This window comes from Pseudidiomarina sp. PP-1MA (genome assembly GCF_041200125.1).
Taxonomy (GTDB): domain Bacteria; phylum Pseudomonadota; class Gammaproteobacteria; order Enterobacterales; family Alteromonadaceae; genus Pseudidiomarina; species Pseudidiomarina fusca.
The window spans coordinates 1,683,336-1,706,223 of sequence record NZ_CP165718.1 but is presented as its reverse complement, the minus strand read 5'-3'; the positions used below and the strand labels follow the sequence as shown (position 1 = coordinate 1,706,223).

At 47.3% G+C, this 22,888-nt stretch carries 20 protein-coding genes and 1 other RNA gene; 10 read left to right on the top strand and 11 right to left on the bottom strand.

The window, feature by feature from the left end; translation table 11 throughout:
• Nucleotides 1-3 precede the first annotated feature (3 nt).
• Both AB8S08_RS08140 and fadE read right to left on the bottom strand, forming a co-directional pair.
• On the bottom strand, nt 4-1,566 hold the full coding sequence (locus AB8S08_RS08140) for an AbgT family transporter (protein WP_110075406.1): 1,563 nt from the start codon (nt 1,564-1,566) through the stop codon (nt 4-6).
• 138 nt (nt 1,567-1,704) lie between these two features.
• Nucleotides 1,705-4,164 (bottom strand): acyl-CoA dehydrogenase FadE, encoded by a 2,460-nt coding sequence (fadE, locus tag AB8S08_RS08135; RefSeq protein ID WP_153826983.1) that lies wholly within the window; start codon nt 4,162-4,164, stop codon nt 1,705-1,707.
• 197 nt (nt 4,165-4,361) lie between these two features.
• Between fadE and AB8S08_RS08130 the strand changes: the two genes are divergently transcribed.
• Complete coding sequence (locus AB8S08_RS08130; protein WP_369742461.1) at nt 4,362-5,150, top strand: DUF3108 domain-containing protein; 789 nt, start codon at nt 4,362-4,364, stop codon at nt 5,148-5,150.
• A gap of 65 nt (nt 5,151-5,215) precedes the next feature.
• Here AB8S08_RS08130 and purN read toward each other — a convergent pair whose 3' ends face one another.
• The 3 genes from purN to AB8S08_RS08115 form a co-directional block, all read right to left on the bottom strand.
• Nucleotides 5,216-5,854 carry a phosphoribosylglycinamide formyltransferase gene (gene purN, locus AB8S08_RS08125; protein WP_369742460.1) on the bottom strand — a complete coding sequence of 213 codons (639 nt, stop codon included), beginning with the start codon at nt 5,852-5,854 and terminating at the stop codon, nt 5,216-5,218.
• Complete coding sequence (purM, locus tag AB8S08_RS08120; protein ID WP_369742459.1) at nt 5,851-6,897, bottom strand: phosphoribosylformylglycinamidine cyclo-ligase; 1,047 nt, start codon at nt 6,895-6,897, stop codon at nt 5,851-5,853. The genes purN and purM overlap by 4 nt, the downstream gene beginning before the upstream one ends.
• A gap of 132 nt (nt 6,898-7,029) precedes the next feature.
• The gene (locus AB8S08_RS08115) at nt 7,030-7,524 is read right to left on the bottom strand and encodes a hypothetical protein (RefSeq protein ID WP_369742458.1); all 495 of its coding nucleotides are present in this window, start codon (nt 7,522-7,524) and stop codon (nt 7,030-7,032) included.
• 172 nt (nt 7,525-7,696) lie between these two features.
• Between AB8S08_RS08115 and AB8S08_RS08110 the strand changes: the two genes are divergently transcribed.
• Nucleotides 7,697-8,836 (top strand): peptidase C39 family protein, encoded by a 1,140-nt coding sequence (locus AB8S08_RS08110; protein ID WP_369742457.1) that lies wholly within the window; start codon nt 7,697-7,699, stop codon nt 8,834-8,836.
• Nucleotides 8,837-8,857: 21 nt separating this feature from the next.
• On the opposite strand, the gene AB8S08_RS08105 is transcribed toward AB8S08_RS08110, so the two are convergent.
• Nucleotides 8,858-9,706: a hypothetical protein gene (locus AB8S08_RS08105; RefSeq protein ID WP_110075399.1), complete on the bottom strand. Its 849-nt coding sequence runs from the start codon at nt 9,704-9,706 to the stop codon at nt 8,858-8,860.
• Nucleotides 9,707-9,863: 157 nt separating this feature from the next.
• On the opposite strand from AB8S08_RS08105, the gene ssrA reads away from it, so the two are divergent.
• Nucleotides 9,864-10,223, top strand: a transfer-messenger RNA (tmRNA) gene (gene ssrA, locus AB8S08_RS08100).
• A gap of 18 nt (nt 10,224-10,241) precedes the next feature.
• Here the strand turns inward: ssrA and AB8S08_RS08095 are convergent.
• From AB8S08_RS08095 to AB8S08_RS08085, 3 genes are all read right to left on the bottom strand, one after another.
• On the bottom strand, nt 10,242-10,391 hold the full coding sequence (locus AB8S08_RS08095) for a DUF2256 domain-containing protein (protein ID WP_369742456.1): 150 nt from the start codon (nt 10,389-10,391) through the stop codon (nt 10,242-10,244).
• Nucleotides 10,384-11,316: a RimK family alpha-L-glutamate ligase gene (locus AB8S08_RS08090; RefSeq protein ID WP_369742455.1), complete on the bottom strand. Its 933-nt coding sequence runs from the start codon at nt 11,314-11,316 to the stop codon at nt 10,384-10,386. The genes AB8S08_RS08095 and AB8S08_RS08090 overlap by 8 nt, the downstream gene beginning before the upstream one ends.
• Before the next feature lie 180 nt (nt 11,317-11,496).
• A complete protein-coding gene (locus tag AB8S08_RS08085) occupies nt 11,497-11,973 on the bottom strand; it encodes a nuclear transport factor 2 family protein (protein WP_369742454.1) in 477 nt (158 codons plus the stop codon).
• A gap of 162 nt (nt 11,974-12,135) precedes the next feature.
• Here AB8S08_RS08085 and AB8S08_RS08080 point away from each other — a divergent pair, with 162 nt between their 5' ends.
• Together AB8S08_RS08080 and murI are read left to right on the top strand one after the other, a co-directional pair.
• Nucleotides 12,136-12,474: a zinc ribbon domain-containing protein YjdM gene (locus AB8S08_RS08080; protein WP_110075395.1), complete on the top strand. Its 339-nt coding sequence runs from the start codon at nt 12,136-12,138 to the stop codon at nt 12,472-12,474.
• A 20-nt stretch (nt 12,475-12,494) separates the two neighbouring features.
• Nucleotides 12,495-13,241 (top strand): glutamate racemase, encoded by a 747-nt coding sequence (gene murI, locus AB8S08_RS08075; protein WP_369742452.1) that lies wholly within the window; start codon nt 12,495-12,497, stop codon nt 13,239-13,241.
• Here murI and AB8S08_RS08070 read toward each other — a convergent pair.
• Nucleotides 13,238-15,472, bottom strand: coding sequence for a putative bifunctional diguanylate cyclase/phosphodiesterase (locus tag AB8S08_RS08070; RefSeq protein WP_369742451.1), 2,235 nt, complete (start codon nt 15,470-15,472; stop codon nt 13,238-13,240). The two genes, murI and AB8S08_RS08070, sit on opposite strands and share 4 nt — an antisense overlap.
• Before the next feature lie 365 nt (nt 15,473-15,837).
• On the opposite strand from AB8S08_RS08070, the gene AB8S08_RS08065 reads away from it, so the two are divergent.
• The 5 genes from AB8S08_RS08065 to AB8S08_RS08045 all read left to right on the top strand — a co-directional run bounded on the left by AB8S08_RS08065 (nt 15,838) and on the right by AB8S08_RS08045 (nt 21,340).
• Complete coding sequence (locus AB8S08_RS08065) at nt 15,838-18,366, top strand: EAL domain-containing protein (protein ID WP_369742450.1); 2,529 nt, start codon at nt 15,838-15,840, stop codon at nt 18,364-18,366.
• Nucleotides 18,367-18,398: 32 nt separating this feature from the next.
• Nucleotides 18,399-19,574 (top strand): methyltransferase, encoded by a 1,176-nt coding sequence (locus AB8S08_RS08060; RefSeq protein WP_369742449.1) that lies wholly within the window; start codon nt 18,399-18,401, stop codon nt 19,572-19,574.
• A gap of 87 nt (nt 19,575-19,661) precedes the next feature.
• Entirely contained in the window at nt 19,662-19,823 is a 162-nt protein-coding gene (locus tag AB8S08_RS08055) for a DUF3149 domain-containing protein (RefSeq protein WP_110075390.1), read from the top strand.
• A 152-nt stretch (nt 19,824-19,975) separates the two neighbouring features.
• Nucleotides 19,976-20,245 (top strand): YebG family protein, encoded by a 270-nt coding sequence (locus tag AB8S08_RS08050; protein WP_369742448.1) that lies wholly within the window; start codon nt 19,976-19,978, stop codon nt 20,243-20,245.
• A 69-nt stretch (nt 20,246-20,314) separates the two neighbouring features.
• Nucleotides 20,315-21,340, top strand: coding sequence for a catalase family peroxidase (locus tag AB8S08_RS08045; protein ID WP_369742447.1), 1,026 nt, complete (start codon nt 20,315-20,317; stop codon nt 21,338-21,340).
• A 6-nt stretch (nt 21,341-21,346) separates the two neighbouring features.
• Here AB8S08_RS08045 and AB8S08_RS08040 read toward each other — a convergent pair whose 3' ends face one another.
• Nucleotides 21,347-22,735: a patatin-like phospholipase family protein gene (locus AB8S08_RS08040; protein WP_369742446.1), complete on the bottom strand. Its 1,389-nt coding sequence runs from the start codon at nt 22,733-22,735 to the stop codon at nt 21,347-21,349.
• Nucleotides 22,736-22,888: the final 153 nt, after the last annotated feature.

Genomic DNA, 22,888 nt, shown 5'->3' with positions numbered 1-22,888 from the left:
AACTTAAGGCGTGTAATAAGTAGGTGTTCCCCACCAGCCCACCGGTAGCTCTAAGCCAAATACCCAGATAAAGAAGAAACTTGCCCAACCTAATAAGAAAACAATCGTGTAAGGCAGCATCATCGCAATCATGGTCCCAATCCCGGTATCCTTTTTGTAGCGTACCGCGACCGCTAAAATAAGCCCGAAATAGCTCATCATAGGGGTGATGATGTTGGTGACCGAGTCACCAATTCGATAAGCTGCTTGAATGACCTCTGGAGCGTAGCCAATCAACATCAGCATAGGGACAAAAATCGGTGCTGTAATGGCCCACTGTGCCGATGCCGAGCCTAGCATCAGGTTGACGAACGCACACATCAGAATAAACAGAATAAACACCGCAGGGCCGGTTAATCCCACATCCTGTAAGAAGGTGGCACCTTTAATGGCAAGAATGCTACCAAAGTTAGTCCACCCGAAGAAGGCTACAAACTGCGCCGCAAAAAACACCAGCACAATGTACATGCCCATGGTACTCATGCTATCAGACATCGCATCAATCACATCGCGGTCTGTGCGCATGACGTTGGTGATACGGCCGTAAACAAAGCCAGGAATAGCAAAAGTGATAAAAATAAAGGTCACTATGCCTTTTAAGAAAGGTGAGCCAGCTACTTCGCCCGTTTCAGGGTGACGTAAAATGCCCCACTCAGGCACTATGGTTAAGGCCAACAAGCCGCCCAGTGCTAAAAAGCTTAAACCGGCTCCAATCAAACCACGTTTTTCTAGCTTAGAGAGTGGTTCAATCGTTTGTTCTTTAAGGTTGATAGTCGCTTCTTTCGGATCGTATTTACCTAGTTTAGGTTCGACGATTCTCTCAGTAACTAAGGTACCCATAATGGCAATTAAAAAGGTAGAAGCGAACATAAACATCCAGTTAGCTTCAGGGCCTACATAATAGTCAGGATCAATCAGGTTGGCAGCTTTGGTGGTGATACCAGCTAAGAGCGGGTCGACGGTACCAATCAGCAAGTTAGCGCTATAACCGGCAGATACGCCAGAGAAAGCTGCAGCCATACCAGCTAATGGATGGCGCCCGAGGGAATGGAAAATCATTGCGGCAAGCGGTACCAAGACCACGTAACCTAGCTCGGCTGCGGTATTAGAAATAACCCCAGAAAAGACCACAGCGACGGTAACGACGCGCGGATGAGCGTTCATGACGAGCCCTCGCATTGCTGCTGATAACAAGCCTGAACGTTCAGCAATACCTACCCCTAGTAATGCCACTAATACCGTACCTAATGGGGTAAAACCGGTAAAGTTGGTCACCAAACCAGTAACAATGCGTTGAATACCTTCGGCATTGAGTAAGCTCACCACCTCAATCTCGGCACCACCTGGACGGGGATCAAGAGCACTTAAGCCAAAATAACTGGCAATGCCGCTCAACAGCACAATACCAATGGCAAATAATGCAAAAAGGGTAATGGGGTGGGGCAGTAGGTTGCCCAAATATTCTACTGTATCGAGAAAACGCGTAAAGGCGCCTCTTTTAGTTGCTGTCGAGGATGCTTGCGGCATGCAATAAAAGCTCCTGTTGTTTGTACTTATAGTAGGTTTCGAATCGTTTCAAGCGCTGAATTGTACACATAAAAAAGGCCAATCGCGAGGATTGGCCTTTGATTGGTGCTATTTAAAGCACTCTGACCCTAATCAAGATTAGGCAGCGTCAGCGGCTTTATTCGCTTGAGCTAGGGCATAGTCACGTGCTGCTTTGCCGGCTAATAGGTCTTCGTGAGCAAAATCGTCCACGTTGATCACTCGTAAGCGACCTGCTTCAGCACGTTGTAGCAAGGCTACTTCATCGTCGTTTAATACGCCAAGCTGTTTACCTTGTTCAGCCACTTTATCCAAGAACATGAATGGCAGGCGGCGGTTATCCGCAGCTTTGCGTACTCGATCAAACAACTCTTCAGCAGCAATGATGTCACGCAAGGTTTGCTCTAAATAGCCAAACTGACCCTCTGGTGATAAGAACTGACCTGCGCCAAGACGTTCACGGCTTTCGTTTGGCTTCAGCAAGATTTTCGCCACTTTGCTATCCAGCTTATCCGATGGACGTTTCACCATGCGACCAAATGGATACATGACAGCTTTCATGACCGCACCAACACCACCAAAATTATCTAATAGCGCTAATTGGCTTTCTTGAAGCTTGTACAAGGTATCTTGCAGTGCCCAATGTAACAAAGGTAAATCAGCTTGCTGACGGCCTTCGTCTTCAAAACGCTTGAGTGTGGCAGACGCAATAAACAAGTAGCTCAACATATCGCCTAAGCGTGCAGAAATGCGTTGCTTACGCTTCAATGAACCACCTAAGACACCCATAGCTACGTCAGAAAGCAGCGCTAAGTTGGCACTGAAACGGTTCATTTGCTTGTAGTATTGAGCAGTACTATCACCGTATGGTGCGTTACTGAAGCGCCAGAAACCTAAACCAAGTACCAAAGAACGAACAAAGTTACTCATGCCAAAGCCAATGTGACCCCAGATAGCTTTATCAAAGCGTTCTAGACCAGCTTTGCCGGTCTCAGCTGAGGCTAGCATTTCTTCTAGTACATAAGGATGGCAGCGAATTGCACCTTGACCATAGATCATCAGGTTACGGGTAAGGATGTTTGCACCTTCTACCGTAATAGCTACCGGTACGCCTTGGTAACCGCGGCCTAAGTAGTTATTCGGACCTAAACAGATGGCTTTACCACCATGGACATCCATGGCGTCGTCCATACAGGCACGCAGTTTTTCTGTCATGTGATATTTAGCGATGGCTGAGATCACCGACGGCTTCTCGCCTAAATCAATACCCTTGGTAGAGAAACTGGTGACTGCATCCATCAAGTAGGCGTTACCAGCTAAACGAGCTAGTGCTTCTTGTACACCTTCCATTTTACCAACAGGTAAGCGGAATTGGCGGCGAATGTATGAATAAGCACCGGTTGCTAACGCGATAGATTTAACCCCACCAGCACTATTAGAAGGTAAAGTAATAGCACGGCCTACCGACAGACATTCAACCAACATGCGCCAGCCTTTACCGGCCATTTTTGGACCACCGATAATATAATCTAAGGGTACAAACACGTCTTCACCACGAATCGGACCATTCATGAATGGTACGTTGAGTGGGAAGTGACGGCGACCGATATCAACGCCAGCGGTATCACGCGGAATCAGAGCGGCAGTGATACCTAGCTCTTCTTTATCACCTAATAAATGCTCAGGGTCATACAGTTTGAACGCTAAGCCTAACACGGTAGCTACTGGAGCTAACGTAATGTAACGCTTATTAAAGTTAAGCTTAATACCAACGATTTCTTCACCGTTCCACTGGCCTTTACAGATAACTCCAGTGTCTGGAATAGATCCAGCATCTGAACCAGCCTCTGGGCTTGTTAGCGCAAAACATGGAATTTCTTGGCCATTCGCTAAGCGCGGCAAGTAATGGTCTTTTTGCTCCTTGGTGCCGTAATGTTGCAACAACTCACCTGGACCTAACGAGTTAGGAACACCTACGGTTGAAGCCAAGATAGTACTTACCCCAGCCAGTTTTTGTAACACTCGAGATTGCGCATAAGCTGAAAACTCTAAACCACCGTATTCTTTCTTGATGATCATCGCGAAGAATTTGTGATCTTTAAGATATTGCCACACATCTTCAGGCATGTCGGCTAGCTCATGAGTGGCTTCCCAGTCATTCAGCATTTTGCAAACTTCTTCACAAGGACCGTCAAGAAAAGCTTGTTCTTCTGCTGACAGTTCGGCTTTTTGAATGCTGTGCAGGTTCTTCCACTTTGGAGCACCACGGAATAATTCACCTTCCCACCAAGTAGTACCGGCATCGATAGCATCTTTCTCGGTTTCGGAGATTTCCGGCATCACTTTGCGGTACGCACCTAATAAGGCTTTTGACAAGACGCCACGACGAAACGCCGTAAAGTTAAGCGGAATTAAGATAATAGCTAGTAGCGTCCATAGCACTGGGCCGACAATATCGAACCAACTACCAATGGCAAACATACCCACCAAGCCTAAGCTGGTGGCTAGCAATGAACTGCGAAAATATAAAAAACCACCTAGTACCACTAGGGTGGCTATAACCCATAAGGCGACACTCATGTTTCGACTCCGTTATAATGTTAGAGGTCTGACCAGTAATGATACGACGAGGGTAGTCAATTTGATCACTATTTTCAAGTGAAATTAATGCCTGGCAGCGAACAAGCAGTTAAACTATTTAGTCAAGTATGGGTCTGATTGACTGTTAACAGCAGCCACTAGTTAAGCTACAGTGGGTAAACTGCTAGCAAGCAACGATGGGGAACACAACGATGGCGATTTTGCGCAAGCTGGGCTTACCGATTCACAGCAGCACTTTGAGCTACCTCTCTGCAGTTACTAGTATCGCTCTGTTGTTGTCGCTCTCGATGAGCGAGGCAGTGGCGGCAGAGCCAGACCTGTTGCAGCCTTACGAGGCTAGGTACGAGGTACATCGTGGCGGTAGTCAATATGGTGAAGCAGTGCGCGAACTCAGTTACGATGCTAATAAAAACACCTACAGTCTCTACACAGAAACTGAGATAAGTTTATTGTTTTTATCTGATCGGCGCCGGTTTTGGAGCGAATTTGTGCTGCACGAAGGCAAAGTGCAATCGCAATCCATGCAATACAAACGCACAGGTACCGGGCGCGATAAAGGCTTTGCTGGAACCTTTGATTGGTCGCAACAACAGATTATCGATCAGGCTACACAGCAGCCTCTAAGTCTGCCTTGGTTGGCGCAACGGATTGACGAAGCCTCACATATTGAGCAATTACGGTTAGATGTAGCCGAGGCTGATAATGGGGCTGAATTAACTTACCACGTATTGGATGAAAAAGGCCAAGCGGATGAGCTTATCTATGCAGTGCAGGCGCGTGAAACCTTGCGTTTACCCTACGGTGATATCGAGGCCATAAAAGTGGTGCGCGTGCGCGAGAACTCGCGGCGCGAAACGGACTATTGGTTAGCGCCTGAGTTGGATTATATGCTAGTGAAGATGACACAGCGCAAAGATGGTGACGAAGTTGCCTCGCTATTACTGAGGCAACTACTGAGGCAGTAAGAGAGATAGTAAGAAAGACAGTAAGAGAGGCAATCAGCTCTGTAAGCCATAAGCAACAGGGCAGATTAGTCTTCAGCGTAACCAGCCGGGCCTAATAACTGCCCATCCAGCACCGCACCTTCAGCGCTCAGATGCAACCTGCCGCTACAAAACCAATGCACCACTAACGGATAAATCGCATGCTCTTGCGTATGCACACGAGCTTGCAAATCAGCGGCGGTGTCATCAGCAAAAATAGGCACTTTTGCCTGCAAGATCACGGGTCCGCCATCTAACTCTTCAGTAACAAAGTGCACACTCACACCGTGTTCTTCATCACCAGCATCGAGCGCCCGTTGATGGGTGTTTACGCCCTTGTATTTAGGCAACAAAGAGGGATGAATATTAAGCATGCGACCATGGTAATGACGGGTAAAGTCAGCGGTAAGAATTCGCATAAAGCCAGCTAAAACCACTAAATCAGGCTGATAGCTATCTACCAACTGCTGTAACTGGGCATCGTAGAGTTCGCGCGTCGCAAACTCTCGATGAGATAGCACCGCCGTTGCAATGCCAGCAGCAGCGGCTTTTTCTAAGCCTGCCACTTCTGCTTTGTTGCTGATCACAGCGACCACTTGGCCAGCCACTTTGCCGGCCTGACAGGCCTCAACCAAGGCCTGCATGTTGGTGCCAGAACCACTGATTAAAACAACAATGCGCTTCATGAATTAATTTCTACTTGCGCTTCGTTGCCAACGCGAGCTGCAACTTCACCAATCTGCCAGGCATCTTCGCCATGCTCACGTAATAGTTGAATCGCTAACTCTGCTTGATCAGCCGCTACAGCAATGATTAAACCCACGCCGCAGTTAAAGGTACGATACATTTCTTTGGTGGTCACGTTACCTTGCTCTTGTAACCAGTTAAATACCAACGGCCACTGCCAGCTGCTACCATCGATGACCGCCTTCGCAGCATCTGGTAAGACGCGTGGGATATTCTCCCAGAAACCACCGCCCGTAATATGCGAAATAGCGTGAGCGTCAACCTGCTCCAACATGGCTAGTACAGATTTGACGTAGATTTTGGTAGGGGCTAATAAGTGCTCTGCTAATGGCTTGCCATCAAGCATGGTGGTGCTTGGGTCAGTCTCGCTTACAGCTAGAATTTTACGTACTAACGAGTAGCCATTGGAGTGGGCGCCAGAAGAAGCCAAGGCAATTAATGCATCACCTGGTGCGACTTTAGTGCCGTCAATAATACGGTCTTTTTCGACAACACCTACACAAAAGCCTGCAATGTCATAATCGCCATGCTCGTACATGCCAGGCATTTCCGCGGTTTCACCGCCAATCAAGGCACAACCAGCTTGCACACAGCCTTCACCAATACCAGTCACCACATCGGCTGCTACGTCTACATCGAGTTTACCGGTGGCATAATAGTCGAGGAAGAAGAGGGGCTCAGCACCTTGCACAATCAAATCGTTTACACACATAGCGACCAAATCGATACCTACGGTGTCATGCTTTTTAAGGTCGATAGCTAACCGTAATTTAGTGCCTACGCCATCGGTACCAGAAACTAAAACCGGCTGTTTGTATTTGGTGGGTAATTCGCACAAAGCCCCAAAACCACCAATGTTACCCATCACTTCTGGGCGCTTGGTACGTTTGGTGACGCCTTTAATGCGCTCAACTAAAGCATTACCTGCATCAATATCAACACCAGCATCTTTGTAACTTAAAGAAGGTTTTGTAGTACTCACGGGCGGTCCTCAGCGTAGCAGAATGAGCAACGGCTTGTTACTAGCCCTGAGCATAGCGCTCTCGAGCAGCAACAAGCGTTGCTAAAAATTTGCGCGTTAGTTTATCACTTTCGCCCGGAGGGTGCGACAGGATTATTGCGCGGTGATGGGCACCAAACGCTGTTTTTCAGCCGGGGTTAGGTCTTCCATAAAACCAATTTTAACCACCTGACCCTTGTTGTTATTGCTGGCATCAAGAGGCACATGAACATGTTCAGGCAGATTGAACATAGCCCCAGTAAGTGGATCTACAATCAACATGCCGGGTAAACCACCAAACAATAAATTACCAAAATACCAACCATCTAAACTTGCAGTGAACGTATAATCGCGACTGCTATAGCCTTGCATACTTACACTTAAGGTGTATTTTTCGCCTTGAAAATAGCCGGCTGATGAAGGCAGAGTTACAGTTGCTGGCGTAATACCTGAGTCGACGCGGATACCCTTGCTGTTAGTTAACACATAGGCAGCGCCACTTGGGGTTGAGTCGAAACTAACGGGGTAATCTGATTTACTTACAATACTTGAACAACCGGAAGCCATTACAGCCGCCAACATTGCCACCATCCACTTACTTTGATTCATTGCAAATATCCTTATTTTACTTATTTTTTTTGTTTGTTTATTGAGTGATTGTATTAGCGCTAACTTAAAGCGGATAATAGCGTTAACCAGACACTTAGTCGTGCTTCATTAAAAGCGCCGAGAATTTATCAGGTCGGCGTGTTTAATACAATAAGCCATATGAGCTAAATTGATGAAAAATATACAGAAATACAGTGTCGTTTTACGCCAAGCGACACGCGCCGATGTCGCACAACTGAGTCAGATAGAAACGTTGAGTTATACTACTGACCGAATCAGTGCGCGCAGTTTTAAGCGTTTTATCGACCAAGGTGTGGGCGATTTTCAGGTGCTTTGTGTCGATGACCAAGTGGTCGGTTACTTCATTGTGTTGTATCGCCAAGCTACCGAGCTTGCTCGCTTGTATTCCTTAGCGGTGCATCCAGAATTCCGTCGTCGTGGCTACGGTCGGCAGCTGTTGCAGGCAGCAGAAGATGCTGCCGATGAGCGCTTCTGCTTGTTTATGCGTCTGGAAGTAAAAGTAGACAACATGGCGGCTTTGCAGATGTATCACGCAGCCGGCTACTACGATATGGAAATCCGTGCTGAATATTACGAAGATGATAGCGATGCGGTGGTGCTACAAAAATTGTTACCGCAATTTAAGCGAAGTGATTTAGATCAAGAGCAGGCCCGCTTAGTCCCTTATCGCACCCAAACCACCGATTTTACCTGTGGCCCTGCTAGTCTTTTGATGGCTATGGCTTACTTTGATATCGCGTGTGCAGATGCTCATCATGAAGAGTTAGAAATCTGGCGCGAAGCAACGACCATTTTTATGACATCTGGGCATGGCGGTTGCGGTCCACATGGGCTGGCGCGGGCAGCGTTAAAGCGCGGTTTACAAGTAGAACTGCATGTTAGCGAAGCTGGCCCTTTGCTGTTAGATTCGGTGCGTAGTAGCGATAAGAAGCAAATCATGGCACGTATTCAAGAAGCCGATATCGCCGCTTTAGAACGAGAGCAAGTACCTATTGTTATTGGTGAATACCCAGTCGCACAACTCATGGCAGATTTACAGCAGGGTAAGTTAGTCATTGCTCTGATAAGTACTTATGTGTTCGATGAAAGCAAGGCCCCACACTGGGTGCTTATATGTGCCGCCGACGAGCATTATGTTTACATTAATGACCCAGACCAAGATACCTTTGCCTGGCAATCGCCCGCAGAACGGCAATACATTCCCATTCCTATCGCTACCTTTAAACGAGCCTTTGGTTTTGGTAAGCGTAAGCAGCGCGCAGCTGTGGTGCTGAGCCGCGCGCCGGGTTAATTGGGAGAGTAGTGATAAAGCTTAAGATTTGCTGCTAGCTTTGGGCTTTTTAACCGTCGCGTTTTTCATGGTTAAACTGTCATCAAGTGGCAGCGATATTAAGCCAGCGCCAGAGCGCAAGGTGACACGGTCGCTATGGCGCTCAAGTACCTTACCGTTAACTTCAAGCTTAAACCGAGGTGATAAAAACGTTGACGAAATCACCACATGGTCAGACTCGATATAGTTACCCATGCGATCGTTAAGGTAGAGTGCTAGGATCTCTTCAAAGCTCTGTTCTAGCGCGCCATGAACGGTGGTATGTTCGGTGTCGTTCATACCATCGGCGATATCGGCAAGAGGCAGGTGTAACGAGGTTTGATGAGTATAACGACCGCCCCAAACGCTGCCATCAGCTTGCGCAACCTCAACAATTAACGCCGTACCCATACGAAGCATTTCATCCTCATCGCGAACAACCAAAACAAAGGGATGAAAGCGTACCTCTGAGTTTGCATTGTGTTGCATGGCTTGCTTGGTCGCGGCTTGACTAAACATATCCGCCACTGGCAAGGGCAATTTGCCATAGAGCTGCTCAAGGTCAGCGTCGGTTTCAGCTTGGATCATGCCAATGTTAGCTAGCACACCCAGTGGCCCGAAGGCGACGCCAACCGCCACGCCGCCACCGCCAAAGCTCTGCACGTAGGCAATGTCTTTAGCTTCGTCGAGATGAACCTGCATATGGCTTGCAGTTTTTATGCTTTCATTGGTAAACAGCTGATAACTGATTTCTTGATTTGCATTTAAAGCAGGTGCCGGTGCTTGAAAGTAGGGAGCTGCAGTACAGCCAGCTAAAAATAATAGGCTGCTAAGCAATAAAAAGTGACGCACAAAGTTATCCTTTATTGTTGTTATTATCGACGGCGGCTAGAATACGAGAAAACAAATATCTAACGCAATATGGCGCAGATTTTTATTTACGTTGCTAGCACTTGAAATTGCTGACAGCAGCACCATATCAGTGATAGACTTTGACAAGTTAACCTTAGGGGCTGATCTGGATTCGACGGGATACACGAAACCCAAGGTGCATGCCGAGGTGAGGCTGGCCTCGTAAAAAGCCTCAACATAATAGTTGCAAACGACGACAACTACGCTTTAGCGGCTTAATAACCCGCTGAGTCCGACCCCTAGCGCTTTGTCTGTGAGACTAGGATCAGTCGGTTCACCCCAAAGCAGACTCGCGTGGAGGCTTCGCCCGTAGCCAAAGCGTTAAAACCAATCGGGATCGTCACCTTAAGTAGCCTGTTTGTCGGCGACTTGGTGATTAACTAAATGACAAACTAAGCATGTAGGACCGAGGATGTAGGTATTGCGGACGCGGGTTCAACTCCCGCCAGCTCCACCAATTCCAATAAAAAGCCGCTCATTCGAGCGGCTTTTTTGTTTTCGAGCGGCGGCAGCGCTCTGAGCAATAGATAACTTCCTCCCAGCAGCGTTCCCATTTTTTGCGCCAATTGAATGGGCGTTGGCAAACGGGGCAGACTTTGCTGGGTAAATGTTGCTTCTTAGTCACGAGCCAGCTCTATCAGGTAATCGGCGAGGGCGCCCATACCCGTAGCGGCAACACCGGCGCGCTGTTCAGCGGCTTGGTTATAATTGGTGTTGGTGTTTACGTCGTAGACAAACAACTCACCGGTAGCATTTTCTATGAACTCAATACCAGCCACGTCTATTTGATTCGCTTCTAAGAAGCCTTCAAGCTTGGCAATAATGTCGTGGTTGTTGAAGCGCTCGGTAATCGAGAACTTATGGGCTTGCTCGCCGGTTGGACAGAACTGATCTTCAATAGAGCAGTTATCCGCCGGGCAGAGTTCAAAGCCATCTTCGGTATTGACTTGAACTGTGTATAAAAACTTGCGGCCAATAAATTCGGCGCGGGTAATAAAGGGCTGTTGGGGCTGAATGTATTCTTGCAACAGCCAAATACCATCAAGGGGTTCATCAAGATCGGTACGGGCCAAATAGTTCTTCAGCGTTTCAACAGACTCAAACCGCTGTACGCCCAAACCTTTACCACCGCGGTTCGGTTTGATAATAAGCGGCCATTGGTTGAATGCTTGTGCTGCGGCAACAAGATGCTGTTTGCCAACCACAGCATGTGTTCGTGGCACCTTGAGACCGGCGCGTTGCAAGGCGGCATACTGTGATAATTTGCACACTTCAAACGCTAACACTTGGCTATTGTTAACAACAGTGCGGCCAAAGCTTTCCAGTCGTGTCAGTACCGCACGCGTTAACTCAGGGGCAAAGCGGTGACCACGGGTGTGTGAGGATGCACTCATACGGTTGTAATAAACCGCATCAGCAGGGGCTTCATCAAAAGCGACCGTGCCGGTATCTAAAAACCATTCCATGGCCGTGACTTCGCGCTTGGCAAATTCAGCTCGCAGCGGTACTAACCACTCGTCGTTTTCGTGCAGTATAACTATGTTGCGCATTTGGCTCCCGGTTACTCAATCTGGTGACATTTTGATGTGCTTATTACAGCTTATACCCGGGAAAACGATCAATTCGAAAAAGCTATAAGCCAGACCAAAGAGTTCTAGGTAAGCCAAGTTGCGCAATATAGCTGCAACAACTGGCCTGTTAGTAGGCTCAAGGCACAACAAGTCGCAGCATTATTTGGTCATAGCTTTCGTGGCGTTCCAATTCACGGCGCGCCATTGGCCGTGTTGCTTTTGCAAGACGCCGGTATTGTAGAATCGCTGGGTGGGTTCGGTGCTATCTACGGGAGTAAGAACCAAGGTGAAATTCACCAAGATGGCGTCGCCAAAGCGTTTAAATTCAAAGTCTTCACCGGTGTACCAAGCAGTAACTTCGCTTTCTGTAAGCGGCGGTGCTTCGCTGAAGCCTTGCGCGAGTTCAGGCCAGCCAAAACGTGTGCCGCTTGAACTGGTGTAGGTTAATTGTTCTGACCAAAAGGCACGGTGCGCAGCGCTATCATTCACACTGGCGCCATACAAAAAGGTTTCAATGGCTTCTTGCACTTCCTGTTGCACTTGCTCAGTTGCATTCGCTTGCGCTGTTGTTTGAGCAAACAGGGGCTGACTATACAAACAACCAAATACTAGGCTAATTATGAGCAGTTTTTTCATGATCTTGGTCCGATGATAGTGAATAAGGGTGGTTTTACTCTAATAGTTTTACACAAGTAACACTATCTTTTGCTCTCGATTTCCTTTCTGCGCTTTCTTTTGATGCACAAGAAGCGCTATGATCAGGCTACTCTTATCTGCCTAATTAAAAGAAGTAAAATTATGAGCCTACCCAATTGCCCAAAATGTAATTCAAGTTATGTTTACGAAGACCAAGCATTGTTGATTTGCCCCGAGTGTGCCTATGAGTGGAACCCGAATGAAGTGGCTGAAGAGACTACCGTTCAAGTGAAAGACGCCAATGGCACGCCGTTGGCCGAAGGCGACAAAGTGACGTTAATTAAAGACTTAAAAGTTAAAGGTTCGTCGTTGGTGTTGAAAGTGGGTACCAAGGCAACAATTAAGCGCTTTGCCGATGGCGACCATGACATCGATTGCAAGGTAGATGGCGCCGGCGACATGATGTTGAAATCGCAGTTTGTAAAACGCCAAAGCAGCTAGTAATCAATGAAGAGAAAACCATGAAAGTAGGCGTGTTTGACAGTGGGGTTGGCGGTTTAACCGTGGCTAAGTCGTTGCAGCAAAGTGGCTTGTTCAGCGAAATCACTTATTTTGGTGATACCGCTCGTGTTCCCTATGGCAACAAAGATAAGGCGACTGTCACGCGCTACGCACTTGAGGCTGTTGAGTTTTTTAACGGGGCCGATGTGGATTGCGTGGTGGTGGCCTGTAATACTGTCAGTGTAACAGCGCTAGAAGCTATGCAGCAGTTTTCTAATAAGCCTGTGTATGGGGTGCTAGAACCTGGTGTGATGGCATTGCAGCAATTAGGGACGGTGACCGAGCAGACCCGGGTATTAATTATTGCGACTCGTTCAACCATAGCCTCAGGTGCCTATCAACATCGTATTCAGGCGCTTGGGGTGGAGCAGATGGATGCTATTGCGACCCCGTTGTTTGTGCCGATTGTAGAAGAAGCTTTATTTGATGGGCCAATTTTGCAGGAGACCATGCGTCATTACTTCAGCTCTTTGACGAAGCCTGATGTGGTGTTATTGGGTTGCACGCATTTTCCGTTAATTGCTGAGCAAATTGCTCAGTACTTTGGTGGCGTGACCACCATTCACTCGGGTGAAGCTATGGTGGCTTGGTTACAACAACACCTTGAACTACCCAAACAGTACGCACAAACTCCCATCCGCATTTTAGCGTCAGAAAACGTTGAAGCAGTGAAGCGTACGGCCAAACATTGGGGCTTAATACTCTAGCTGGAAGCTGACCATTGAAAAGGGCTGTTAACCAAAGCGATAAAGTCATGCTCGGCGAGGGGGCGAGCAATCACGTAGCCCTGGGCTTTTTCACAGCCTAGCTGTTTTAACAAAGTAATGGCAGCGAAATCCTCAACTCCTTCTGCGGTCACCTTTAGCCCTAACGCATGCGCTAAGTCGATACTAGATTTAACAATTTTTAAGTTGCGGTCGTTGTTATTGATATCGAACACATAACTGCGATCGAGTTTGAGTTCGGCCACCGGAAATTTACTTAAATAGGAAATGGATGAATTGCCGGTACCAAAATCATCCACCGCACATTTGATTCCCAACTCGCTTAGTTGTGTGAGTACCTCTAGGGCCCGTTCAGAGTCGTCAATCAAGCCGGTTTCAGTGATTTCAAATTGCAAGCAATGGGCATCAATATCTTGCACTGCCTGTTTTACAAAACTAACAAAGCCTGCTTCAGTTAAATCGCGGGTGGATACATTGACACTCACATGCAGGCCACGCTGACAAAGTTGATGACGTTGCATACTGGCCACCGTTTGTCGAATCACCCAGCGAGTCACTTGTTTAATTAATCCAGATTCTTCAAACAGCGGAATAAACTTGGTGGGCGCAATGAGGCCAAGGGTTGGATGATTCCAACGTAGTAAAACTTCAACCCCAGTGATTTGCTCACTACTTAAATCAAGTTTGGGTTGATAAACCAGATAAAAATCGCGCATGCCATGTTCGTGAAATTCTTTAAGCAGACGTAAATCATCGGCATTAGGCTCAATCTCTGGCTGATATTCTAGCCAAGTATGGCCGGCTTTTCGTGCGATCGAAACCGCAGTTAGCGCTTGTCGTAACAGTTCATCGGCAGTTGGCGGTTTGACTAACATTTGTGCGGCGAGGCTTTGGGTGAAGTTGCTTGGATAGCGCGTAATACCAAATGCTAAAACCGGCTCAAAATCTAATGATTTGAATTGTAGCGGTTGCATGGCTAATTCAACGAGCCGTTCGTTGGTCAGCTCAGCCTCTGCTACAGCCGCAAATAAGCCAACGCCAAAATGAGCCGCAAAAATAAATCCTTGTTTTCGTAACCGTTCAGAAAATTCAATCAGGAGATCGTTGGCTACGGGGTAACTAAACACTGTGGTAATGGACTCTAAATTTGCAATTTTTATGACTACCACAGCAAAGGCAGCCGGTGATTCTTGGTGCAACCGCTGCTGCACTTTTTTACTGAAAGCCAAGCGGTTATATAAGCCGGTTACGATATCGTGTTCTGCATGATATTGTAATTTTAGATTGAGTTTGCGCCTAGCGTTAAGCTCTTTCTGGATGCGTAAGGTTTTAAAGCGAACTTGGCTTTTCAGTGAATAGCTCCATGCCCAACCAGCCCCAGCCAGCAGCAGTAATGCTCCGAGCAACCAAGCGACAGCTTTCAAATTATCTGTAAAAGTGCGGGGTTGCCATTCTAGTTGCGGTTGCCAGCGCTGGTAAATCTCGCGGTAGCGCCCGTCAATTTGTAATACCCCTAGTTGCTGATTGATAAAAGTCAGCATCTGTTGGTTGCCTTTTTTAACCCCAAAACTATAAGCGAGAGGCCAGAAGGGCGGGCTAGTTTGCTGCACGGGGAGCTGGTGATTGGCAATCAAATGTTTTGAGGTGGTAGTGACTTCAACGCAGGCATCGGCGCGCTGTTTAACCACTAATTGCAAGCAGTGAAGCTCATCTTCAGCGCGCACAAGGGTGAATGAATAATTAGTATCACGCAATTGTTGTTCGGCATAGGCACCCGCGGCAACCGCGACTCGTTTTCCTTCAAGTTGGGCAAAGCTACCGTAGCTGGCTGTTTCAGCGCCTGTACTAGCGCCTGAAAAAATGGCGTGAGCGACGTAATAAAAAGGCTCAGAAAAATCAAAGGTACTAGCACGAGCTGCTGATGGAATGAGGGCAACCACGTCGGCATCGCCTTGTTGCACTGCCGCTAGAGCATCTTCCCATTGCATTAAGTGTTGCTCGACAAGGATTCCTGTGTTCGCTACCAAGGCTTGCTCTAAATCAACAATAAAGCCTTGCGCCCCTTGTTCGGGGTGTTGCCATTGCAGCGGTGGGTAGTTTTCTGAGCCCACGAAGCGGATGGTGTGTAAGGGCTGCTCAGCAGCTGCTTGGACATAACTTGCGTGGATACCCAGCAAGCTTAAGCAGAAGCAGTAAAAGCAACCTTTGTGCATCGCTGTAGCCCATGGCCGCCTGCGGCCGAAAGTTAAGTAAGTGTTTCATTTAGAATGGCATAATTTTGATATTTTGCAATATCTTGTCAGGATGATTGTGGAATGAATGCGATGAGAGTTCAATGTGTAGATAGTTACAATCGCAATACGGTTGTTACTTGAAAGAAAGGTCTAACAGGGTTAAAACATGATCTATATCTTATGTATTAAACGTACTTTTGTTAATATGTGTACATACCTCGTATGTGTACTTCCGAGTATGTGCAATGAACAACATAGGCACCCAACAAAATATCCTGTATAAACGTTAAGCCGATAGCATTCGAAGTTGTAAAGCTATTCCTCTCTTTAGCTAAGGACCATGCATGCCACTTGATGACGATAAAGCCGCCCATATCTATGATTTGATAGCTGCCAAAGCAGCCCTGCCAGATATTTTGCAGGCTATCAGTGGCTATGTAGAGCAGCGCTTAGATCAGGCGATTGTGTCGATCATGCAATATGATGAAAGTGACGACAGTTTAAGTTTAATTGCAGGGGCGCAACTCACCACAGATTATTGGCAGGCGTTGCAGCATGTGAAAATTGGGCCTGAAGTTGGCACCTGTGGTAGTGCTGCATACTTACGTCGGCCGATAGTGACTGCAAATATCGCCAAAGATAAGCGTTGGATAGCTTTTGCTGGTTATGCGGCTGCTGAGGGGTTGCAGGCCTGCTGGTCGATTCCAGTGCTGAGTAATAGTGGTACTTTATTTGGTACTTTAGCAACCTATTATCGACAGCCGCGCGAACCTCAGCAAGCAGAGCTCGAGCTGATGCAGCGTGCCGCAGCCTTGGTGAGTTTAGCCTTTGAGCACCATTATCAAACACTGCAACACGAGTTAACCGATAAACGTTTCCGGTCGTTATTCACGCAGCATCCGGGAGCGGTATTTGAAGTAGATACGGACGGTTTTATTCTGGCTGCAAATCATCCGGTCGGGGGCATTAATCAGCAATCGTCACAACAAGCTATTGGTAAGCATTTTTTAGATTTAATTGATGCGAGCCAGCATGAAGCCGCAAAGCAGTCGTTTGCGCAAACCTTGCAAGGCAAAGCCAATAGTTATGAGCTGATGAATCCAAGCGAAGGTCAGCCGCAGTGGTTTGATATCACCAATTTACCCATCACTATTGCGGGTGCAGTGACTGGGGTGTTTTCGATTGTGCAAGATATCAGCCAACGTAAACACCAAGAACAGCAGTTAAATGTGTTGCAACGAGGTATTGCAAGCAGCCCCAATGGAGTGGTGTTAGCAGACGCACAAGCGCCTGGTATGCCACTGATTTATGTTAATCCAGCGTTTTGTAAATTAACGGGTTACACCGAAGCTGAGGTGTTAGGGCGTAATTGCCGGTTTTTACAAGGCAAGGATACCGACCCTGACAGCGTTAGCGCTATTCGCGATGCGATCCAACAGCATCGGGAGATACAGGTGACGTTACGTAATTATCGTAAAGACGGCACTGCATTTTGGAACCAACTATTGATTGGTCCGGTGTTTGATGTGAATGATCAATGCACTCATTACATAGGTATTCAGCAAGATATTACCCTCATTCGCGAGCAAGAAGACCTCATAGCTAGTCAGCGCACCCATGACTTCTTAACCGGTAGCGCCAATCGACAAACCTTTGAGGGTCGTTTAATTCAGGCTTGTAAGCTTAGTCAGAACGGGCGGTTACCGTTAGTTGTGATGTCTGTAGATCTTGACGGGTTCAGGCCTATTAATGATGCGTTAGGGCATGTTGTGGGGGATCAATTGTTATGTGCCGTGGCTGATAGAATACGGGGGTTATTAACCAAGGAAGACGTGTTAGCCCGCTTAGCCAGTGACGAGTTTGCCATCTTACTCACCGATGACGGTGCGCTAGAACGTGGTATTGAGCTGGCCGAAAAGTTACTTGAATTGTTATCTCAGCCGTTTGAGTTAGGCCCTCACAATGTGCACGTGAGCGCCAGTATTGGTATCGCTGATAATCAGGGGGTGACTGGCAAAGCGATAGAAATGATGCATCATGCTGACATGGCGATGTACGAGGCTAAGCGCCAAGGGCGTAACACCTGGCATTGGTATGATGGTAGCGATGCGCAACATGGTGCTGATTATGCACAATTGCGCCATGATCTGATGGAAGCTATTACTCAACAACAGTTTGTTCTGCATTACCAACCGATTTTGGCAGCGCAAAGTCAGACCGTAAGCTCTTACGAAGCCTTAATCAGGTGGCAGCATCCACGCCGTGGTTTGCTTTATCCGGGTGATTTTATTCCGCTCGCTGAACAAACCGGACAAATTGTTGCGATTGGACAGTGGGTGTTAGAGCAGGCAGCCAAAGATATTGCCGCTTTTAATCAGCAGTCGGTAGCGCAGCAGCCGGTAACAGTGGCGGTGAATATTTCGCCATTGCAGTTCCGCCGTCAGGGGTTCTATGAAGAACTCAAACGGGTACTTCGAGTATCTGGGCTGGCTCCAGAGTTGCTCGAATTAGAAGTGACAGAAAGTGTGTTAATGATGGGGGCTGACCGAACACGCGGTATTTTGAATGAAATATGCGAGCTTGGAGTACAGGTGTCTATTGATGATTTTGGTACGGGTTATTCAAGTTTCAGTTATTTACGTGATTTACCGGTGCACACGTTGAAGATTGATCGCAGCTTTATTCGTGATATTCCAGCTAATCAGCGCGATAGCGCTTTGGTGCAAGGGATGATTCAGATGGCTCATCAACTCAGCTTAAAGGTGGTGGTAGAGGGTATTGAAACGCTTGAACAATATGAATTTATGCGCCAACATGGCGCCGATTATTTACAAGGGTTTTATTTTGCGCGGCCAGCCCCGTTAACTTGGTAGCCTTGAGTTGGTCGTGATGGCTAGGGATTAACGTGCAGCTCAATGACTTTTATCAGGTGCTACAAGAGTACCGTGAATTTTGGCAATTCAAACCTTTCGCCTATCAACAATGGCCCTGGCAACACACTGATTTGACCGCCAGTTTAGCCCGGCTGCAGTTGCCAGAGATCGAGCTGATTGACAGTGACAAAGAGCGGCAACGGCAGTTTTTTAGTCCTTATTTTCCAGCAGTCTTCAGTTTACCTGAGCTCAGTCAAATACCTGCTCCGGTGGAAACGCCACCGTTACCATTTTGGTTAACCAACGGCATTGGTGGGCGCAAATTAGCGCAAATTGAAGCCTTTATCAGCCATTTGCCGCAATCTCAGTTACCTTTGCTAGAGTGGTGTGCAGGCAAGGGCCATTTGGGACGACTGGCTAGTTTTGTACAACAACGCCAAGTTGTCAGTGCCGAGTGGCAACAGAACCTGTGTGAGCAGGGGCAGAAGTTAGCGCAGCAATGGCAGTTACCCCAGCAATTTGTCCCAATTGATGTGCTGTCTGCGGCAGCGGCACAACTCTTGCAGCCGAACCAACATGCGGTAGCACTGCATGCATGCGGGCAACTCCATCTCAGCCTATTGCAACAGGCTGTTGCTCGCGAGACCGAGTTCATTAGCCTAGCACCTTGTTGTTACCATCTTATTCATGATTCACACTATCAGCCGCTATCGACGCAAGCCCAGAAGCAAAACCTGCACCTAGCTAAGTTTGATCTGCAACTCGCAGTGCAAGGGCAGGTTACCGCTGGGCAACGCATTACGCAGCTACGGCATACCGAAATGCAGTGGCGGATGGCTTACCATGCGCTCTACCAGGATCTGCAGCAGCAAGTTAACTATCGTCCGCTGGCCTCGGTGGGTAAGCATTGGTTTAGCGGCGAGTTTGCTGATTTTGCGCAGTGGGCGGCGGCTCAGCATCAGTGGCAGCTACCAGCTAAGGTCGATTGGCCATTCTATTTAGATCGTGGTCGACAGTTAGCTTTACATGTAGCCCGGTTAGATTTAGTGCGGCACGTATTTCGACGTCCGTTAGAGTTATGGCTGTTGCTAGATAGACTGGAATTCTTGCGTGAGCATGGCTATCAGGCTGAATTAAGCGCCTTTTGTGACTATCAGACAACGCCGCGTAACGGTTTAATCACGGCGCAAAAAATAGCTGCGAGTTAACTCGGAAAAATACTTGATGTAGATCAATATTTACTCTGCCAATTACTTCTATCATGACCTTAATAAAACCCCACAAGGAGTATGGTCATGAACCTTTTAAAAGAATTTTTTACTGATCCCGTTATCTTTTTCAGCTTTACTGGCTTAGCGATAGTGATTGGTATGTGTATATTTTATGCCATCTTCTTTATTACCAAAGCTGCAGCAGCCGAGGCTGAGCAAAACAAAAATCTTAAGCCAAAAGTTTAAGGCCCCAAAGATTGTCTTGTTGCTTGAGCCAGTGGTAGCCGTGCGCTAACGGATACCGCTGGCTTTTTTTATCTAAATGACGTTGTTACTTGCATCGCAGCGACTCGCACTGTATAAATAAACAGTATTCTATATAACGAGGAATTTCTTCAATGGCTGTAGTCACTCAATTTGTGGTTGTACGCGATGGGGCTGAGAAAATGACGTTTACTTCAAAAGCTGAAGCCGATGCTTATGACAAAATGCTAGATATGGTGGATCGTCTGATGCCGTTATTGGCAGCAAGCGGTGTTGTTACCGAAGAACAGCAACAAGAAGATTTAGCACTTTATATTGCGCAGCAGCGCGAACAAATGCTGGTGGCCTTAGGTGCTAAGAAACCGACCAAGCCTAAAGCTGTGAAAAAGTCCGAAGCAGCGTGATCTCCTGCTAGTCAAGTTACGTAGTGAGGTCTATAGTGCTCTTATCATGCAATGTTAAAAGGCCTTTCTATGTTAACTCGAGTTTCTTTCATTGCTGCAGCTGTTGCTGCGGCCTTTGCTACCCTATCAGTGGGCGCCATAGCGGCCGATCAACCAGCTCAAGCTAATCCTTATGCAGCACCGCAAAGCGCCTCTGCCACAGACTTTATTGAAGTTTTCGCAAAACTAAATGGCAAAACACCAGGCTATCGCAAAGGACATGCGCGCGGAGTCTGTGCTGCTGGTGAGTTTGTCCCAAGTGCAGCGGCCCGCCAACGTTTTGCTACCCCTCTATTTGCAGTGGATAAAGCACCACTCATCATGCGTTTTTCGATGGGCGGAGGCAATCCTAATGCTGATGAGCGTCGTGGTGCGCGTGGATTAGGTATTCAATTTCAATTAGATGATAATCAATTTCATCACATTGCAGGATTAACGGTACCACTCTTTGCGGGTAAGAACCCTCAGCAATTTTTAGGGCTATTGCAGTGGAGTGCCAAGATTCAAGCGGGTGAAGCAACCCCAGCTGATCTTCAAAAATACTTTGCAGCCAATCCAGAAATGCAAGCACAACGCGAGTGGTCGCAAGGTCGCCAGGCTTCTGCTGAGTATACCTCATCCAATTATTATGGCATTCATGCCTTTTTCGCCGATCAACCCAATGCCGCTGCGCAAGCGTTCCGCTGGCAACTAGAGCCGGTTGCGGGTGAGCAGCAATTAACGGCAGCAGAAGTTGAATCGCTCCCACCAAGCTTTCTTGATGAACGCTTAACCGAACGGCTGAAAAAAGATGGCAAGGTAGTATTTAATTGGGTTTGGACCTTAGCCGAACCGGGTGATGCGACCAATAACCCAGCGCAGCTTTGGCCGGCCGATAGAGAGCAGGTCACGGTAGGTACCATCACTGTAACTAGTAGTGGTTCTGATCAATGTGAACCGGTTAATTTTGATCCTATGCGGGTTGCTCTTGGCATCAGTCCTAGCGACGATCCTGTGCTACCGATCCGTTCAGTTGCTTACGCTATCTCGCAAGGGATGCGTCTAAATAATCAGTAACTTGGATTAGTCTTGGTTGCTTGAAGGTTGTTGCAAATCTTCAAGCAACTGCTTAAATACAGGGTCATAGCGCAGTAACTCACTCCCGACATGAATCAGTGTATCAGCTTGTTCTTTATTGAGTGATAAGCTGGTTGGGATCTGATTAATAAAGCCCCGCCGTTGCTCTTGTTGTACGCCATCAAAACTAATTTCGATAAAGTAAGGTTTAACCTGTTGGCCAGAGCTGGATAACTCATGACTCCAGCGGTCTATCGTGCGGCGCATTAAACTGATAGTAGCAGCGTTGTAGCGGTGCAATTGGGTGTCGGTTACAGCACCTATGGTAGGCTCAATATCGGGAATCTTGTTGGATTGTTCAATGTCATATTGCGGCTTAGTGGATGCATTCACTGAGATCACAACCAGATGTTTGGAAGGCTGGGCACCAAGGCGAGCTAAGAACTTCTCGATACCACCACCAATTTCAACCATTTCATAGAATGCCATGAGCCCTAAATTATCAGTGATACCACCATCAACAAGGTGAATATACTGACGTTCATCTTTGGCGGCATAACTGCGCATAGCTGTGATGGTGTCGTGCAGGTGGGGCGATAGTTTGGCCTCAGCAATATCTTCTTCATTAAGTTCGCGCAGGTAGTTCTGGATAGGGTTGAGGCAACCTTTGTGATTTTTCAAAACAACAGGGTTTAGCATCACAGGTACTGCAGATGAAGCAGTAACTGCTCGAGCAATAGGATAGTCAGCGATGTTAGAGCACAGCAGATCAAAATATTCTTGAATAAAAGAAAAGCGAATACCAGCGCCTAAATCACTCGCATTGATAACGATAAAAGGGGCATCTTGACGCTGTTGCAAATCAGCAAAGGTGGCGCCGCGGAACAACCGTTGTTCATAGATGCCCGTAGCAATATCAGTGCGTCCTCTATTGGAAAACCATAGCAATGGGCTAAGCACGCCATACACCCACTCGGTGACATAATCGCGGCGCAGAAAATCGTCTTCAAAATCGCTAAAGATTCGTTCGCCATGCAAGCCATAATAGGCTGCAGTAAAGCTGCCACCGGAGACGGAACTGATCATGTCAACTTCACTCAACAATGAGTGTTGTTGACCATCGAGTTCTAATGGGGTGTCGCGGAGGGCTTGTAACACCCCATAGGACAAAGCGGCGGCACGGCTACCGCCGCCAGAGAAAGACATAATGACTGTGACATCATCACGGCCTTTGTGACCACTGTTGTAGTCCAACATCGAATAGTTCTGTTGTCCATCACTGCTGGTTTGTGAGCTATTGTCGATGATGCCGTACGTCGCACAGCCGGAAGTCACCAAGCTTATCCCTAAAGCTAAGGTGATTTTAAAGCGAGAAGGAAACCTCAATCTGTGCACGTGATGTCCTTTGGCTAGATCCAATAATAAACAACTGTAAACTTAAGTTATAGCTAAATGTGAACAATATCTGTTCTATCTGGCAGCTACTGGTTATAATGCCACCTAAGGCAAAGCCTGGTAAAGCACCCAAAGCCAAACTAACGGCATAAA

What these genes read in the sequence shown, in the direction of transcription:
- AB8S08_RS08065 (WP_369742450.1), top strand. Translation starts at nt 15,838, where the DNA reads ATGCCACTTGATGACGATAAAGCCGCCCATATCTATGATTTGATAGCT.
- AB8S08_RS08130 (WP_369742461.1), top strand. Translation starts at nt 4,362, where the DNA reads ATGGGGAACACAACGATGGCGATTTTGCGCAAGCTGGGCTTACCGATT.
- AB8S08_RS08045 (WP_369742447.1), top strand. Translation starts at nt 20,315, where the DNA reads ATGTTAACTCGAGTTTCTTTCATTGCTGCAGCTGTTGCTGCGGCCTTT.
- AB8S08_RS08080 (WP_110075395.1), top strand. Translation starts at nt 12,136, where the DNA reads ATGAGCCTACCCAATTGCCCAAAATGTAATTCAAGTTATGTTTACGAA.
- AB8S08_RS08110 (WP_369742457.1), top strand. Translation starts at nt 7,697, where the DNA reads ATGAAAAATATACAGAAATACAGTGTCGTTTTACGCCAAGCGACACGC.
- AB8S08_RS08140 (WP_110075406.1), bottom strand. Translation starts at nt 1,566, where the DNA reads ATGCCGCAAGCATCCTCGACAGCAACTAAAAGAGGCGCCTTTACGCGT.
- AB8S08_RS08090 (WP_369742455.1), bottom strand. Translation starts at nt 11,316, where the DNA reads ATGCGCAACATAGTTATACTGCACGAAAACGACGAGTGGTTAGTACCG.
- AB8S08_RS08115 (WP_369742458.1), bottom strand. Translation starts at nt 7,524, where the DNA reads ATGAATCAAAGTAAGTGGATGGTGGCAATGTTGGCGGCTGTAATGGCT.
- AB8S08_RS08070 (WP_369742451.1), bottom strand. Translation starts at nt 15,472, where the DNA reads ATGCACAAAGGTTGCTTTTACTGCTTCTGCTTAAGCTTGCTGGGTATC.
- fadE (WP_153826983.1), bottom strand. Translation starts at nt 4,164, where the DNA reads ATGAGTGTCGCCTTATGGGTTATAGCCACCCTAGTGGTACTAGGTGGT.
- purN (WP_369742460.1), bottom strand. Translation starts at nt 5,854, where the DNA reads ATGAAGCGCATTGTTGTTTTAATCAGTGGTTCTGGCACCAACATGCAG.
- AB8S08_RS08050 (WP_369742448.1), top strand. Translation starts at nt 19,976, where the DNA reads ATGGCTGTAGTCACTCAATTTGTGGTTGTACGCGATGGGGCTGAGAAA.
- AB8S08_RS08055 (WP_110075390.1), top strand. Translation starts at nt 19,662, where the DNA reads ATGAACCTTTTAAAAGAATTTTTTACTGATCCCGTTATCTTTTTCAGC.
- AB8S08_RS08085 (WP_369742454.1), bottom strand. Translation starts at nt 11,973, where the DNA reads ATGAAAAAACTGCTCATAATTAGCCTAGTATTTGGTTGTTTGTATAGT.
- murI (WP_369742452.1), top strand. Translation starts at nt 12,495, where the DNA reads ATGAAAGTAGGCGTGTTTGACAGTGGGGTTGGCGGTTTAACCGTGGCT.